The sequence below is a fragment of the Larkinella punicea genome (genome assembly GCF_003334855.1).
Taxonomy (GTDB): Bacteria; Bacteroidota; Bacteroidia; order Cytophagales; family Spirosomataceae; genus Larkinella; species Larkinella punicea.
Genome location: NZ_QOWE01000011.1, coordinates 130,164 through 144,805, shown reverse-complemented (window position 1 = coordinate 144,805; position 14,642 = coordinate 130,164). Strand labels below are relative to the sequence as shown.

The window sequence follows — 14,642 nt, the reverse complement described above, 5'->3', positions numbered from 1 at the left end:
CAATCTATTTCGACCACTACTTTACTGCTTTCCAGACTTTCCGAATACTGATCCAGCCACCAAAGGCATTGCTATATAATTGCCCCTGATCCAGTGCAATAGCGGTTCGCAACTCCGAACCGCCCAACCAGGAAAGCGGCCACGTCAACCACGCTGCACCTGAAAACTGCGAAACAGATTTTGCAAATGGATACCGGTGCGTTCCATAATTCTGGCTAATTGACAAACGCGTTTGCCATTGTATTCCCTGCCCTACCATACCAGCCAAACCCAGATGTCCCATTTGGACACGATTATTAGCAATAGACCAGATGCGTTTATTTGGAAAATCATTTCGTCGTTCCGGTAAAATATCTGCCCGGCGAGACAGAAATGGAGTGCCAATAACGTGTCGATTGTTCACCCAGCCGTCGAGGTACTGGTAATTATTAAAATAATCATCCTGCCCATCGTAACGAGTTCCTGTCTCAACAGTGGCCCCGCTTTGATCCATGGTATTCAAATACTCAAACAAGATATGATGTAGTTGAAAACCGTTTGTTTTGACAGGCTGAGTTATGAATCGGATTCCATACAACCCGTCCGGAACATTAATAAATGCCACTCCTGATTTGTCTTCAAAGGGATGCTGGTGGTAGCCCATTACCTGCCATCGTCCCAGCGATATCTCTATGCCCAGATCAATGGATCCCAAATGGTTACCAAATTGATTGACCAGATCATGATTTGACAGTTCTTCATTCTGCCCAGGCTGTTTCGATAAAATGATATGCAGATAATCCTTAAAAGAAGAGGGCAATTTACCATCAATAGCATGCCAGTCACTCAAATAGTCCGAATGCCCTCCCCATTGTGCATTGTGCAGAATACCACCATAAAACTTTACTTTCCAGTTTGGCTTACCAATACGGCCATAAAGTGCTTTCTGATGTAAAAATGAATTCCGGATCGAATCTGTAGTTGGGAACCATCCATGAGCAAAAAAAGCATTGATAGCAATCACCCCCCTGGTAAATTTTAAAGGAGTAAATCCGTTTGTCCCAATCTGGATTTTAGTAATAGGTAAAGCATTACCAGACCACGAATAAGAGCCTGAAGATAGCGTTGTATCGACCAGCCCCATTTTTTCCTTCCGACGGCCAACAACTAATTCTATAGAACGATAGCTAACTTTAGCATAAGCCTCCGGCAATAAAATTCGGCTATTAGGCCCAGCGAAGGCCACTGCCTCCACCCCGTATCCTGCGCCCCACCCTTTCCCGACACTATCACGCCGGAATGTGCCCGTGCTACCTAATCGAGCCAGTGTTGCCGGAGCGACAAATGGAACGCTACCAAATTGATTCGCTCTTAACCAAAACGGTGTCTGACGGGCAGACGATACCATTCCACCAACTTCAGTAAAAACCTGAACCGATGACGCAGGTCGTTGTGCATACAGCGTGCAACTGAGAAGAAATATAACCGCACTACAGAGGCAAAATCGCATAAAAGATTCGATCAAATAGACGTGTTATAAAACCATCATTTGCCGGAGATATTAGACCTCTATCGGCGTCAAGATTGCCCGCTGTGACAAGCTAACCATTATTTGATAACTCTGCTGAACTACCCATTCTACCTGACCTTCAATAGTCATGCGTGAAGTATCAAGGAATCGGGCATCCGGCGCCGGATGCAGTGGGCTTTCCGGACGAGTTGTATCCATGTGATCACGTTTTTCAAGATTCATCGCGATTTCTCTTAAATCAACCTGCTCACCTTTAGCCAGCAATTCCGTTTGTCGACGTTCTGCTCGAATCACAGGATCGGCCGTCATAAATATTTTCAGTTCTGCCTGTGGAAAAACATGCGTTCCGATATCGCGACCATCCATAACCACTCCCCGGTCCTGACCAAGTTTCTGTTGTTGAGTAACCATTGCCTTACGAACCTGCGGAATAGCACTAACTTCAGGTACAGCATTTGCAACCTCAAGCTTTCTGATTTCGTCTTCTACATTAACGCCATTCAGGTATGTCTCATTACAGCCTTTTTCAGGGTTAAACTGAAACATAATGGATAGAGACGCTAATGCTTCCTGGATAGCCTTTTCATCGATAAGATCGATACAGTTCCGCAGAAAATACAGTGTCACCGCTCGGTACATCGCTCCTGTATCGATATAAGTATATCCTAATTGGGTAGCTACCAGTTTGGCAGTTGTGCTTTTACCACAACCGGAATAACCATCAATTGCAACTATGATTTTTGATAGTGAAAGCTGTTTTTTCAAGTCGTCCGTCTCTTGCATTTTAAAACCTTCGATAACCATCTGCTTAGCTTATTAAGATTAGTTGATGAATTTTCAGTCGTTAATGCGCTTTATATAAACCGCTTAAATAGTTTCATAACGTTGAGTAAAGTCGCCCGCTGGATGTTGTTTCCGGCGGGCGGTACTAATTCATCAAACCGCTTGTTCCACCGCCTGCGAGATGGTCTCCCGACCAACGCTGTAGTAGGTATAGCCCAATTCGTTCATCTGGTCCAGTTCGTAGAGATTCCGTCCGTCGAAGATGACTTTGTTTTTCAGCAGCAGATTCATTTTGTTGAATTCCGGCGTCCGGAACATCGGCCACTCGGTCATGATCACCAGGGCATCGGCATCGTCCAGCGCGGCATACGAGGTGTGGGCGTACGTAATTTTGTTACCAAATACGTTTTTCACATTGTCCATTGCTTCCGGATCGTAGGCCGTCACTTTCGCGCCGGCATCCAGTAGAGCCTGGATGTTTTCCAGCGCCGGTGCTTCCCGGATGTCGTCGGTATACGGTTTGAACGCCAGCCCCCATACGGCAATGGTTTTTCCTTTCAGATCGCCGTTGAAGTGCTGGTTGATGATCGGAAGGAGTTTGGTTTTTTGCTTCGCATTGACGTCCATCACTGATTTCAGAATCTGGAAATCATACGCATACTCCTGGGCGGTTTTCGCCAGTGCCTGCACGTCTTTCGGGAAACAGCTTCCGCCGTAGCCAATCCCGGCAAATAAAAACCTTTTGCCGATGCGGCTGTCGGTTCCAATTCCTTTCCGGATGTCGTCGACGTTAGCACCTGCTTTTTCGCAGAGGTTGGCAATCTCGTTCATAAACGAGATTTTAACGGCCAGGAACGCGTTGGCGGCATATTTGGTCATTTCGGCCGAACGTTCGTCCATGAAAATCACCGGATTGCCCTGACGAACCAGGGGCGCATACAGTTTACTCATCACGGCTTTTGCGCGTTCTGATTTGGTGCCGATCACCACCCGGTCGGGTTTCATGAAGTCTTCGATGGCAACGCCTTCGCGGAGAAATTCGGGGTTGGATACCACGTCGAATTCCACCTGGGCACCCAGCGAGATGTAATCGTGTACTTTTTCGGCGGTTCCCACCGGCACCGTGCTTTTGTCCACGATAACGGCATACTCCTTCAGCAATTGTCCCAGATCACCGGCTACTTTCAAAATGTATTTCAGATCGGCAGAACCGTCTTCGCCCGGAGGGGTGGGCAAAGCCAGAAAAATAACCTCGGCACCTTCGATGCCTTCGGCCAGGCTGGTCGTGAATTTCAGACGGCCTTCGGCAGTATTGCGGTTAAACAACACGTCCAGACCCGGTTCGTAGATGGGGATGATGCCGTTGATGAGCTTTTGAACTTTGCGCTCATCAATGTCGACACAGGTGACCTGGTTGCCGGTTTCGGCAAAGCAGGTTCCGGTTACGAGTCCAACGTAACCGGTTCCAACAACAGCAATTTTCATAACGTTGAGTAAACAGAAATAATACTTTAAAAAAGTTGGTTCCCGACAGAAAGACGACTGATCCGACCCAAAAGGAAGCCCGTGACAGCTAACGGAGTGGTATTTTTCAAATCAGCCTATTCATAAAATCAGACAAACACCTATTAACTTTCAGCAGGTATTACAGTCTAAATATAGAAAGAGGAAATTAAAATAACTAGGCAATCTTCAATGTTTTTAAGAGGATACGGTATAAATTCTTGAAATAAGTCAATAAATAGTTTTTTCCGGAATACTATTTTTCTGTATTTTAGAAATATCCGCAAAGTTTTTTTCCTATTTATCAGACAAAGAACAAAAAGTATGCCGCAGAATCTTCCTGCCGGAAAAATCGACACAACGGAACCGCGCCTGATTGGATGCAGCTCGGCAGCTTTCCGCAACTAGCCAAAAGAAGGCCTTTTAGAGTAGAGAGGCATTCAGAAAGGTGTGCGAATCGAGGAGCGCCAGTTCTTTGGATTGAAGCAGTTGCCCCAGCTTCTCGGCGTCGCGGGGCCGGTGCAGATCGGAACCCACAAAATCGACCATCGAATCATCGAGCAACTGTTTGGCCTGTTGCTGCACGCGCCCGCCATACTGCCCCACGAGCGAGAGCAGATTCAGTTGAAACAGACAGCCCTGAACCCGCAGTTTATGAAACCGCTCGGTTTGGTCCTTCAGATACAAATACCGTTCGGGATGGGCCAGAATGGGTTGATAGCCTTTCGTCTGAATCTGAAAAATGATTTCGTCCAGGTTCAGGGGCGGATTGGCAAACGACAGTTCCACCAGCAGGTAATTGGGTCCGAACGTCAGGAGATCGTTGGCTTTGAGCAGCGTTACGAAATGGTCGTCGATGAGGTATTCCGCGGCCGCTTCAACCTGAATCGTCAGGTCTGTTTCGGCCATGGCTTCGCGGAGTTCGTCGAGACCGCGCCGGATGGTGTCGCTGCTGTTGGGGTAATAATCGCGCAGCACGTGGGGGGTGGTGACCACTTTCTTATAGCCCAGTTCCTCAAAAGCCCGCAGGCAGGTCAACGCCGTCTCGAGGTCGGGTACGCCATCGTCAATCCCCGGAATCAGGTGTGAATGAATATCGACTCCCAAAAATCCGAAATCCGAAAAAGCGGATTGTTCCTGGCGACGCTTAAAAAATGAGAACATAGTGTAGTATAAAGTCGTAAACCCGGCAATTATCAGCTTTCGGGAGACAAATCGGACCGACGACTAACGTGTGAGAGACTGATGACTCTTTTTTTACCCGCAACCTGTTCAAGTTCCTCCCGAAGTAGGTCGCTGGTTTCCTGTAACAAAGCTACGCGTTCGTTTAACTGAAACAAAAGAAACTCCATATTTCGCAGCCGCTCATCTAACGTGATGGCAGACAGGGGAGTTTGCGGTAAGGTGCGAAACATGAGCCCTTCGCCCCGCAGCAGCCAGTCGGCATTGACCGTGGGATAAGCCAGTAAAATTTTTTGTAACGTTTCGTAGCGCGGTTTCAGACGACCGTGCAAAATATGGTAGACTTTCTCACCCCGCTTCTCCCCCAATTGTCGGGCAAACTCCAGGACACTGATGTCTAACGCATCGATCAGTTGCTGCAAACGGGCTCCAATGGGCATGAGAAGAGGGCTTTTTTACATAGAACCATGTAATTTCTGTTCTTGTGTTCCGTCGTCTAATGTAGAACAAATTCAGATTCTTCGGAATAGCCCAGGCTTACAAAACGTAAAATAAGGACAAAAAGGCGGTTTTTAGGGTGTATGAGCAGCTACTCTATTTTTTTAATAAACTTTTTATGTATCGTTTTGTATTATACATAATAGTATGTATATTTAAACTCAAATACAAACCCCCTGAAAAGGCAAAAGGGATCGCATAGCGGTCCCCCTGTCCGAACAGTAAACAACAAATACTAATGAACACACAAAAAAACAACACCGGCACAACAAATCAAAATGGTTTGGAAGTGAAACTTTATCAGAAGGTTAACGAATCGACGGGTGAAGTCATCCCTAATCCGGATACGAGTCACTTCAAATATCTGGAGGGACATCCCCGCCAATACCGTTTCGACGCCAAGGAGGGCATCTTTAACATCAATGGCACCGAAAAACTGGGCGGGCCGACGAATGGTCGCACGCTGACATTCCAGCCGATTGCCTGGCGCATCTTTACCGATAATATTTTGAACATGGGAACCAAGAACTGGGCCGAAATCTTTTTTATCGATGAAAAGAACTGTGTTTCGGCGGTCCTGTTCCACGGTTATTCGGTTGATAACATCTTCCGGCTCATCGAACCGCTGTTTTACGACGACCTGACGCTGGCCGATGTCGTGATTACCGCCGTAGCGGAGAAGAAGGAAAATACCAAGATCCAACCCAAAGGCGTCTATTACATCGCCACTTTCAGCTATAAACTGGCCGATCCGGAAGAAACGAAGGTGTTGAAGGCCTTTGGTCAGTCGAACAAAATTTTCCGACAGGAAACCCTGACCGACATCGCCAACATCAAAACCGCTTACAATTACTTCAATCCGTTTCTCAACCCGACGGAAGAACTGCTGGTTGAGAATGGCATTCATTTGCTGAATTAAAAAACCAATCCAGTCATGATAACCGAATTGATCGACTACCGTTCTATCCCGCGGGTTTCGAATTCCGACTTGACCCGGTTGAAGGAAGAATGTTTAGGCTATACCTCGCCGGGACGGCTCGTTCCGCAGCGGGCCATGCAGTTCGGGCGGGCTTTTCACTCGCATCTGCTGGAACCGGAGCGCATCGGCGGTATTATCGAGCAGTTGCTGCCCGACATGAAACCGGTCGAGTCGGGGCGGCTGGAACACCTCACCGAGCAGGTCCGGCGCGATTCGTTCTGCAACCGGTATCTTCGGAAATCGGAACGGGAGCGGGTAATTCTCTTCACCGATCCGATCACCGAACTGGGTTGCAAAGCCCGGCTGGATATGGTCTATACCAGTCCCAAACGGCGGAGTGCGCTTATTCTGGATTTTAAAACTACTTCGGCGCGCACCCAAAGCCAGTTTCTGCAAAGCTGCTACGACTATGACTACGACCGGCAGGCGGCTTTCTACATCGACAGCCTCCGCTCCGCCGACAGCCAGGAATGGGCACAAACGCGCCAGATTCGCTTTGTGCTGATAGGCGTTCAGAAACAGAAACCAAACCGGCTTTTCGCCGTCGATGCCACATCGATCCCGGATTTTGTGGAATACGGACGGAAAAAATACCGCTTCTGGCTCCGCAAATGGAAGGAACAACAACAGGAAGACACCGGTTTCTGGCTGCGGCAGGCTTCCTGAGTTTGTAAACAGCGGTTGGCAAACAACCTGTTTTTTTGTACGGTTAACCTTCACTCCTACAAATTGCCCCTAAATCCCCTAAAGGGGACTTTTAGAACCCGGAAGGTTCGCGTCCAAGTCCCCTTTAGGGGATTTAGGGGCAAATTCTTTATCAGCATGACAAACGACCTAGTGATAACCGAACCCATCAGCCGGGCGTCTTCGGCTCCGCTGTTCGATTGGGGCATCGACGGTCTGGTGATCTGGCTGGAAGAACTGGACGGTTTTGGCAGTCTGATGGCCTACATCAACGAAGCCCTGGCGCAAATTGCCTTTGCCATTGAGCTGCAAACCGGCTGGGATCACCGCACCGACGGCCATACGTATCATCCGCTGTATGGCTACCGGCTACTGCTCCGCGATGCGACCGGTTTGTGGTATGCCATCCGAATGGACGAAACGGGCCGATTCGCCGACTTTGTTCCGCTGGAAGAATTCGACTATGATACCGCCTACGACAAAGCCCTCTGGCTACCCTGAAGGGCTGAAAAATCATAAATGTAAAATGCTAAATATCGAATGTAAAAGTGTTGGGCGAGCATTTCACCTCTCACTTTTACTTTCGATATTTAGCATTTTACATTTATGATTCCTTCTTAGGTCCGTGCAACCTTTGCCGACGTATTTTCATCCTTAGGGAAACTCTCATCTTTCCCGTATGAAAACGATCCTCACTACCCTCGTCCTCATGGTCACCACCTTGCCGGCCGTTTGGGCTCAACGCACGGTCGATGCCAAAGAAATTCTGGCTAAAATCAACCGCAAAGAGGTGGTTTCCTACGAAAACGCCACCATTAACGGCGATCTCGACCTGACGGAACTGGCCAATAAAAAACGCGTCACCAAAAACCTCTGGGCCGAAAACGAAGCCTACGAAAGCACCGTCGAAAGACCGGTCACGTTCCGGAACTGTACTTTCAGAGGTAATTTTCTGGCGTACAAAAACGTCAAAACCGAAGGGCGGTTTCTGAACGGCAGTGGAATTACGTTTGCCACCCATTTCACCGAAGCCGTAACGTTTGAAAATTGCACCTTCGAAAAAGCTTCCGAATTCAAGTATTCCGACTTCAACCAGCGGGCGTCCTTTATCGGTACGGGTTTTCGGGAAGAAGCCAATTTCAAATACGCCAAATTCAAGGCATTAGCCGATTTCACGGACGCCCGGTTCACGAAAATCGGCAATTTTAAATACACGAGTTTTAAGGAGGCAATCGCCTTCCGGAAAGCCCGCTTCGATCAGTACGCCGATTTTAAATACACCAAATTTGACGAAGGGGTCAATTTTAACAACACACGTTTCGACGGAACCGCTGATTTTAAATACACCCATTTGCCCCGCAATTCGAGCTTCGACGAGACGGTATTTGACGGCCCCACCGATTTTAAATACGCCACCCTGAACGGCCGGAAATTTTCGCCCAGCCGTCGCTAATCCAACGGCCCGGCGGACGTTTGTTCGTCGGCCGGGATAACTCTTCGGCTGATTTTCAGTTTTATAAGCAACATTAACGCTTGTTGCTTTGAAACGATCCACAAAAATTATCCTGGCGATTGTCGTTGTCCTCATTGTCGCCAGGCTTCTGCTGCCGTATTTTGTACTGCGCTACCTCAATAAACTGATGGCCGACATGGGTTCGTACACCGGACATGTGGAAGACGTCGATATTGCGCTCGTTACCGGTTCGTACCAGATCAAAGACCTGCGCATCCGGAAAATCAACGGTAAAATCAAAGAACCTTTTCTCTACGTTCCTAAAATCGATCTTTCCGTTGAATGGAAATCGCTGTTTAAGGGGGCCCTCGTCGGGGAGGTCGAGTGTTACCGGCCCGAACTCAATTTTGCTTTCAGCAACAATGAACAGGCCAGCCAGACGGGTAAAGAACTCGACTGGACGAAACTGGTGAAAGATTTATTGCCGATTCAAATCAACCGGTTTGCGGCTTATGAAGGAAAAATCGATCTGGTTAATCTATTCGAAGCCACCAAAACTGACCTTTCGCTGGAAAAAGTTGCCCTCGATATTCGGAACATCCGCAACGTGGAAGAAAAAGACACCCGCTTGCCCTCGCCCGTTACGGCAACGGGTGATGTGCCGGGTTGGGGAGGCACGATGAAGTTTGGGGCAGGGATGTACTTGCTAAAACCGCTCCCGGATTTCAATTACAACCTCAGTTTCGATAACCTTCAACTGGCGAAACTCAACGATCTGGCGCGTAAATACGGCAACGTCGATTTTGAGAGCGGAACCATCAGCGTGGTCAGCGAAATGGCCATGTACGACGGTCGGCTCGTGGGCTATTTCAAACCGCTGACCAAAGACATGAAGATTTTCAAGCTCAAGGAACCGGGCGAGGATCGGAAAGTCGGGCGGTTTTTCACGGAACTGCTGGCCGAAGGCGGTGCTGCCATTCTCAAAAATCAGAAGCGCGACCAGGTGGCCACCCGGATTCCGCTGCGGGGCACGGTTGAGGATACGAAAACGGAGGTCTGGCCCATCATCATCGGTGTGCTGCGGAATGCCTACGTCGAAGCCTTCACTACCGAATTTGACAATACCGTCACCTTCAAGGATGCCGTCGAGAACCTGAAAGAGGATTACAAGGAAAAACGCGAGGAGAAAAAAGCCGAACGAAAGGAAGCGCGTCAGGAGCGAAAAGAAGAGCGGAAACAGAAACGTGAGGAACGAAAAGAAGCCCGAAAAAAAGAGAAGGATGGTTGAGGAAGGGAACAAATACCGTAGTTTCGCGACAATCCGAAGCATTTTGCCCGATTTGCACCTTTCGCCATGCCCCAACCCAAATACGCCCGCGAGTCTCTGGTTACCATGACCGAGATGGTACTACCGAACGACACCAACACCCTGAATAACCTGATGGGTGGCCGATTGCTGCACTGGATGGACATCTGTGCCGCCATTTCGGCCCAGAAACACTCTAACCGCATCGTCGTCACGGCTTCGGTCGATAACGTCTCGTTTTCGGAACCCATCAAGCTCGGCAACATCGTGACGATGCAGGCCAAGGTCACGCGGGGCTTCAATTCGTCGATGGAGGTCAACATTGAAGTCTGGGCGGAAGATATTCCGGCCGGAACCCGGGTCAGCACCAACCGTGCCTTTTACACCTTCGTGGCCGTCGACCAGAACGGCCGTCCGATTGAAGTACCGCCCGTAACACCCGAAACGGAAGCGGAACATGAACTGTATGCAAGTGCGCTGCGCCGTCGGCAACTGCGCCTGGTGCTGGCCGGACGCATGAAACCGAACGACGCCAAGGAATTACGGGCGCTGTTTGGTGTTGAAAACTAGTTTACGGTTTACGGTGTTTGGCGCACATAGGAGAACGCGTCAGTCCCGGCGGGGAACCGCACCGTAAACCGTAAACCGTAAACAAACCCCATTACTGCACTTTCAGTTTCGCTAAACCGACAACAGGCCGGCCATCGGTCGTAATGCCCTGCACCAGAATGCGGATCGTGCGAACGACGTCCGACAGCGGAAACGCCAGGTTAGATGTCCCTTTGGAATCGGTTTGAACCACCGGTTTCCAGTATAACACATCCCGGCGGTCGATGGGGGCATTTTGTTCGGCCAGAACCGCTCCCGGCGTGTCTTCATACCGCGGAACGTAGAACTCCCGATGGGCCGAAAAACCGATGAGAGGCAACTGGTTAAGTCCAATACTGGGTTCTATTTTTTTTGATTTGGAAGATCCGCGTTTGGTGTACAAAGCAATCACGCCATTGCCACCGCGCGCGCCGTAAATGGCCGATGTAGCCGCATTTTTCAGCACTTCGATGCGGTCGATGTCATTCGGATTCAGGCTCAGCAAGGCATTTCCTTCGGGCGTTTCGGTCAGGTAAGAACCGTCCAGGAGGTACAGAGGGGCCTGGATTTGCATGGTGTTGCCGACGCCAAACGAAACGGCGTTCCGGATGTTGACCGTATAGCCGTTCATGGTTTGCTTCACCTGCACCCCCGCCACCCGGCCCCGGATCATTTCGTAGACATTTGAAAATTGCGGGGATCGCTCATCAAACAGAATCACCGCGTCGGGTGTGCCGTGCAGACTCATTCGCTCCACCGATTCGGGTCGCTCAGGCTGTCGATAGCCTTTGATGGTTACTTCCTTCAGCATTTTGGCCTGCTTGTCGCGGTACAATCCCGGATCGGATTCCTGACGCAGCCGCGCCACGTCGAGTTGTTGCTGAAACTGCCGCCAGTCCGGCGACGGCTCGGCCACCACTTTTCGTGACGACCAGACACTCCCGGCCGTATCCGTTTCAACAGTTGCTTTGATGGATTTAAACTGCGTATTCATCACCTGAACGAGCAGTTGTAACGTGTCCGTGATGCCCAGACCCGCCATCCGAAACCGGCCGTAGCGGTTGGTGCCGATTGAGTGCGGAATGGCTTGCGATGAACCGGGAGCCGCCACGAGCAACTCTGCAAACGGAATGGGGTTGCGTTTTTCGTCCACCACCCGGCCACTGAACACAATCCCGCCCAGCGTATCCGACGGCGACTCCGGTTTGCGCAATCCGATCCGTCGCCAGCCCTGCGTCAACAGCAGATCATCGAGCGCCCGGCGGGTTGTTGCCGTCGTGTCTTTGAAGAAAAAACCGGGTTGCTCAACGCGTCCGCGTAAATCGCCGGTCAACAACAAATGGGTTCGAATGTCCGCAGCCAGGGAGTCTTCCGGAACCTGATCGGCATCGGTTACGGCTGCGGACAGCGTGGCCACCATCGACATTTCCGGCTGAGCATTCACTTTGAGATTCAGAACGACACGCTCCCGGGGCGTATAGCGGGGTTTATCCGCCGTCACCGAGATCTCAACCGGCGGAATCTGTTCCGAAATAAAGAGCATTCGCTCCGCCCGGGGCTGACCATAGGCATCATACAGCGTCACCTGACAGAGTCCGGGCGGAAAAACGGCCATCGGCAAAGTCAACCGGGCTTTCCCGTCCTGCAACTTCATTTTGGTCCGTTGCACCAACTGCCCGTAGCTTTGGAAGGTCAGGTAAATCACCGGATCGGGTTGCGGCACATTGGCCAGAATGCGAATGCTCAGGTTGGCCGTATCGCTGACCACATCGGCCACCAATACGAACCCTTCCGGTTCCACCTTCGGCAAGGCAACCAGCAGACCTTTGCCATTGTGCTGGATTTCAGCCTGATAAGTCTGGTCGGCTTTTGGGTCGAGCAACACGCTTCCCATCCCAAAGCGGTTGCTGACAAACCGGGACACTTCCCGCCCCTGCTCGTCCAGAATCCGGCCCGACACGGTTTTTCCGCGACCATCCCGCCCAACGGCTTTAAACCCCATCCGCGTCGGCAGATTTGCCACCCAGCGGCCTCCCTCCGGCAAAAACTGAACGTCCAGTTCCTCCGAAACCCCGACGGATCGCTCACCGGGTCCGTTCAGCACGTTATAAACCGTTATGCTTCGTTCAAAAGCCGGGCGGGTGGCGGCATAATCCTCATCCGTATAAGCCCGCAGCCGATACATGCCGGTCGCCAGCGTATCCGAAAGCCGGAAGTCGCCCGTTGCCCGGCCGTCGTTGATGCGAAGCCACTGGTGTTGCACCACCTTCCCACCCGGTGTCAGCAGATCGGCGTGCAGGGCACCCTCGCCGAACATCAGTTGCGTGGTAACCGGCTCCATAACGTACGCGCTGAGCCAGATCCGGTCGCCGGTCAGATAAAATGGTTTGTCGATGTGAACAAAGGCCGACGGTGCCTGATACGGATGGGCCCGTTTCCAATGCCGCAGCATCGAATCGAGTCGATAATCAGCCGCCAGAATCTGGCCTTCAATCGGCGATGCCATCACGGAATCCGGTTGGCTGGAGGTCGCACTTGGTTCCCAGTTGGCGGGCAACAGCAACGAAAACCGGTCGTTGCCCAGATAGCCCATCGCCAGCATGCCTAGCGGGAGCGTCACCCGGCCATCGACGGTAATTTCGCTCATGCCCTGCGGAAACCGAAATTCGGTGTAGGCATACGGCGCATCCCGGTAGGGCGAATACGCCGAGAAAATCCGGTTATAAAAGACTTTGAGCGGAGTCGCCGTAACCAGTTTTCGCTCAAACGACAACCGCCCCGGTTTGATCAGCGAGTCGGTAGCGACCGGCAGCAAATGGCGGTTAATGTCCTGAAACAAACTCATTCCGCCCGTCTGCGCGGGGTAGCCGGGGTTTACCTGGTACACCAGAAAGCCTTCTTTCTCGTAGGTTCCGGCCACCAGACTGGCCATCAGGTGGCGGGTCGAGCCGAGGTAGGCGCGTTGCCGGTTGTTTCGCCAGCGGTCGGCCTGGCGGGTGTCCTTCGGTTTCAGTTCTTCAAAACGGGTGGCTCCGGCAAAATACATCGCCCCGTTCGTCTGCACCTCAAAATACTGCATGTCATACTGAATTCGGTAGCCAAACGCCCGGTTTTCGATCACCAGCGGTTCACGGGCCGTCGCTTTCAGAATGTTATTCTGGTAAGTAAACTGAAGCACATTCGGATTCATGATTTCGCACTGGCTCCGAAAAGGCGTTTTTCCGAGCAATTCCCGTTCAAATTCCCGGTAGTGCCGCTCCCAGGTTTTGTCCCTTTTGGCCTTCACCGTAACATCGGCGAGGGTAAAGCCCGTACTTTTTAACACCAGATTGATGATACGGGGCTGGCTGTTCTCCAGCCGAACCGACTGCCGGGCGGGCTGGTAGCCCAGAAACGAAGCCACGAGTTCGATGGTGCCGAGTGGCACGTTGGTGAGCCGGAACCGGCCTTTTTCGTCGGTTGTGGTGCCTTGCGTGGTGTTGTTGAGGTAGACGTTGGCAAACGGCAGGGGCTGGCCGGTTTGCGATTCGGTCACCCGCCCGGTGATCGTTGTGGTGGTTTCCTGAGCCTGAACGCCGGTATACGCCATGAACACCCCGAGCCAGCCGACCAGCAGTTTACGAAAAGGATCGGCGAGAAAAGGAGTCATGGGGTTTGAAAAATAGCTTTCTTAAAAATACGAATTTCTTAGCAAAATACCATATCAAACCTGAAAAGGCATATTTCGAACCCGCATTCCGTTACTCCGTTACCTCGTCTATTTTCGCCACCGAAAATGCCGTCGCCCGTTCGGCAAACAACCGTTTGGTGGCCGCCCAGGTGGTTTTAAACAGTTCCGAATGGCGATACTTCTCCAGGGCTTCGGGGGTTTCCCAGTGGCTGTAGGTTACGTAAACCGCAGGATTATCGAGGTCACGGAGGAGTTCAAGGTGAAGGCAACCGGAAAAGGTGCGGATTTTCTGTTTCGATGCCTCGAAAATCGCCAGAAAATCAGCGGTATTCGTTTCCTGAAACGTCATGCGAACGATACGAACCAACATTATTTAGTTAAGAATTAAGAGTTAAAAGTTAAAAGTACAGTAATTCGCGTTTACTTTAAATGCGGAGTCACATAGGCTATGCCGTCTTAACTTTTAACTCTTAATTTTTAACTAAC

General features: G+C 50.8%; 13 protein-coding genes. 6 read left to right on the top strand and 7 right to left on the bottom strand.

Translation table 11 applies throughout. From position 1 onward, the window contains the following. Nucleotides 1-16 precede the first annotated feature (16 nt). From DUE52_RS15045 to DUE52_RS15025, 5 genes are all read right to left on the bottom strand, one after another. Nucleotides 17-1,387 carry a capsule assembly Wzi family protein gene (locus DUE52_RS15045; protein WP_165840943.1) on the bottom strand — a complete coding sequence of 457 codons (1,371 nt, stop codon included), beginning with the start codon at nucleotides 1,385-1,387 and terminating at the stop codon, nucleotides 17-19. 153 nt (nucleotides 1,388-1,540) lie between these two features. Beyond that, a complete protein-coding gene (gene cmk, locus DUE52_RS15040; RefSeq protein ID WP_229312174.1) occupies nucleotides 1,541-2,314 on the bottom strand; it encodes a (d)CMP kinase in 774 nt (257 codons plus the stop codon). Nucleotides 2,315-2,446: 132 nt separating this feature from the next. Then, nucleotides 2,447-3,778, bottom strand: a complete 1,332-nt coding sequence (locus tag DUE52_RS15035) for a UDP-glucose dehydrogenase family protein (RefSeq protein ID WP_114406845.1) — start codon at nucleotides 3,776-3,778, stop codon at nucleotides 2,447-2,449. Between the two features lie 441 nt (nucleotides 3,779-4,219). Then, nucleotides 4,220-4,960, bottom strand: coding sequence for a tyrosine-protein phosphatase (locus DUE52_RS15030; protein WP_114406844.1), 741 nt, complete (start codon nucleotides 4,958-4,960; stop codon nucleotides 4,220-4,222). A 32-nt stretch (nucleotides 4,961-4,992) separates the two neighbouring features. After that, entirely contained in the window at nucleotides 4,993-5,418 is a 426-nt protein-coding gene (locus DUE52_RS15025; protein ID WP_114406843.1) for a helix-turn-helix transcriptional regulator, read from the bottom strand. Between the two features lie 296 nt (nucleotides 5,419-5,714). Between DUE52_RS15025 and DUE52_RS15020 the strand changes: the two genes are divergently transcribed. The 6 genes from DUE52_RS15020 (at nucleotide 5,715) to DUE52_RS14995 (ending at nucleotide 10,468) form a co-directional block, all read left to right on the top strand. Continuing rightward, the gene (locus tag DUE52_RS15020; protein ID WP_114406842.1) at nucleotides 5,715-6,395 is read left to right on the top strand and encodes a hypothetical protein; all 681 of its coding nucleotides are present in this window, start codon (nucleotides 5,715-5,717) and stop codon (nucleotides 6,393-6,395) included. A 15-nt stretch (nucleotides 6,396-6,410) separates the two neighbouring features. Continuing rightward, on the top strand, nucleotides 6,411-7,121 hold the full coding sequence (locus DUE52_RS15015) for a PD-(D/E)XK nuclease-like domain-containing protein (RefSeq protein WP_114406841.1): 711 nt from the start codon (nucleotides 6,411-6,413) through the stop codon (nucleotides 7,119-7,121). 156 nt (nucleotides 7,122-7,277) lie between these two features. Continuing rightward, entirely contained in the window at nucleotides 7,278-7,640 is a 363-nt protein-coding gene (locus tag DUE52_RS15010) for a hypothetical protein (RefSeq protein ID WP_114406840.1), read from the top strand. 178 nt (nucleotides 7,641-7,818) lie between these two features. Then, complete coding sequence (locus DUE52_RS15005; protein ID WP_114406839.1) at nucleotides 7,819-8,592, top strand: pentapeptide repeat-containing protein; 774 nt, start codon at nucleotides 7,819-7,821, stop codon at nucleotides 8,590-8,592. An 88-nt stretch (nucleotides 8,593-8,680) separates the two neighbouring features. Beyond that, on the top strand, nucleotides 8,681-9,880 hold the full coding sequence (locus tag DUE52_RS15000) for a DUF748 domain-containing protein (protein WP_114406838.1): 1,200 nt from the start codon (nucleotides 8,681-8,683) through the stop codon (nucleotides 9,878-9,880). Between the two features lie 66 nt (nucleotides 9,881-9,946). Then, nucleotides 9,947-10,468, top strand: a complete 522-nt coding sequence (locus tag DUE52_RS14995) for an acyl-CoA thioesterase (protein WP_114406837.1) — start codon at nucleotides 9,947-9,949, stop codon at nucleotides 10,466-10,468. Between the two features lie 91 nt (nucleotides 10,469-10,559). Here the strand turns inward: DUE52_RS14995 and DUE52_RS14990 are convergent, their stop codons facing one another. Both DUE52_RS14990 and DUE52_RS14985 read right to left on the bottom strand, forming a co-directional pair. Then, nucleotides 10,560-14,135 (bottom strand): carboxypeptidase-like regulatory domain-containing protein, encoded by a 3,576-nt coding sequence (locus DUE52_RS14990; protein ID WP_114406836.1) that lies wholly within the window; start codon nucleotides 14,133-14,135, stop codon nucleotides 10,560-10,562. Between the two features lie 91 nt (nucleotides 14,136-14,226). Then, nucleotides 14,227-14,526, bottom strand: coding sequence for a putative quinol monooxygenase (locus tag DUE52_RS14985; RefSeq protein WP_114406835.1), 300 nt, complete (start codon nucleotides 14,524-14,526; stop codon nucleotides 14,227-14,229). Nucleotides 14,527-14,642: the final 116 nt, after the last annotated feature.

What these genes read in the sequence shown, in the direction of transcription:
- DUE52_RS15045 (WP_165840943.1), bottom strand. Translation starts at nt 1,387, where the DNA reads ATGGTATCGTCTGCCCGTCAGACACCGTTTTGGTTAAGAGCGAATCAA.
- cmk (WP_229312174.1), bottom strand. Translation starts at nt 2,314, where the DNA reads ATGGTTATCGAAGGTTTTAAAATGCAAGAGACGGACGACTTGAAAAAA.
- DUE52_RS15035 (WP_114406845.1), bottom strand. Translation starts at nt 3,778, where the DNA reads ATGAAAATTGCTGTTGTTGGAACCGGTTACGTTGGACTCGTAACCGGA.
- DUE52_RS15030 (WP_114406844.1), bottom strand. Translation starts at nt 4,960, where the DNA reads ATGTTCTCATTTTTTAAGCGTCGCCAGGAACAATCCGCTTTTTCGGAT.
- DUE52_RS15025 (WP_114406843.1), bottom strand. Translation starts at nt 5,418, where the DNA reads ATGCCCATTGGAGCCCGTTTGCAGCAACTGATCGATGCGTTAGACATC.
- DUE52_RS15020 (WP_114406842.1), top strand. Translation starts at nt 5,715, where the DNA reads ATGAACACACAAAAAAACAACACCGGCACAACAAATCAAAATGGTTTG.
- DUE52_RS15015 (WP_114406841.1), top strand. Translation starts at nt 6,411, where the DNA reads ATGATAACCGAATTGATCGACTACCGTTCTATCCCGCGGGTTTCGAAT.
- DUE52_RS15010 (WP_114406840.1), top strand. Translation starts at nt 7,278, where the DNA reads ATGACAAACGACCTAGTGATAACCGAACCCATCAGCCGGGCGTCTTCG.
- DUE52_RS15005 (WP_114406839.1), top strand. Translation starts at nt 7,819, where the DNA reads ATGAAAACGATCCTCACTACCCTCGTCCTCATGGTCACCACCTTGCCG.
- DUE52_RS14995 (WP_114406837.1), top strand. Translation starts at nt 9,947, where the DNA reads ATGCCCCAACCCAAATACGCCCGCGAGTCTCTGGTTACCATGACCGAG.
- DUE52_RS14990 (WP_114406836.1), bottom strand. Translation starts at nt 14,135, where the DNA reads ATGACTCCTTTTCTCGCCGATCCTTTTCGTAAACTGCTGGTCGGCTGG.
- DUE52_RS14985 (WP_114406835.1), bottom strand. Translation starts at nt 14,526, where the DNA reads ATGTTGGTTCGTATCGTTCGCATGACGTTTCAGGAAACGAATACCGCT.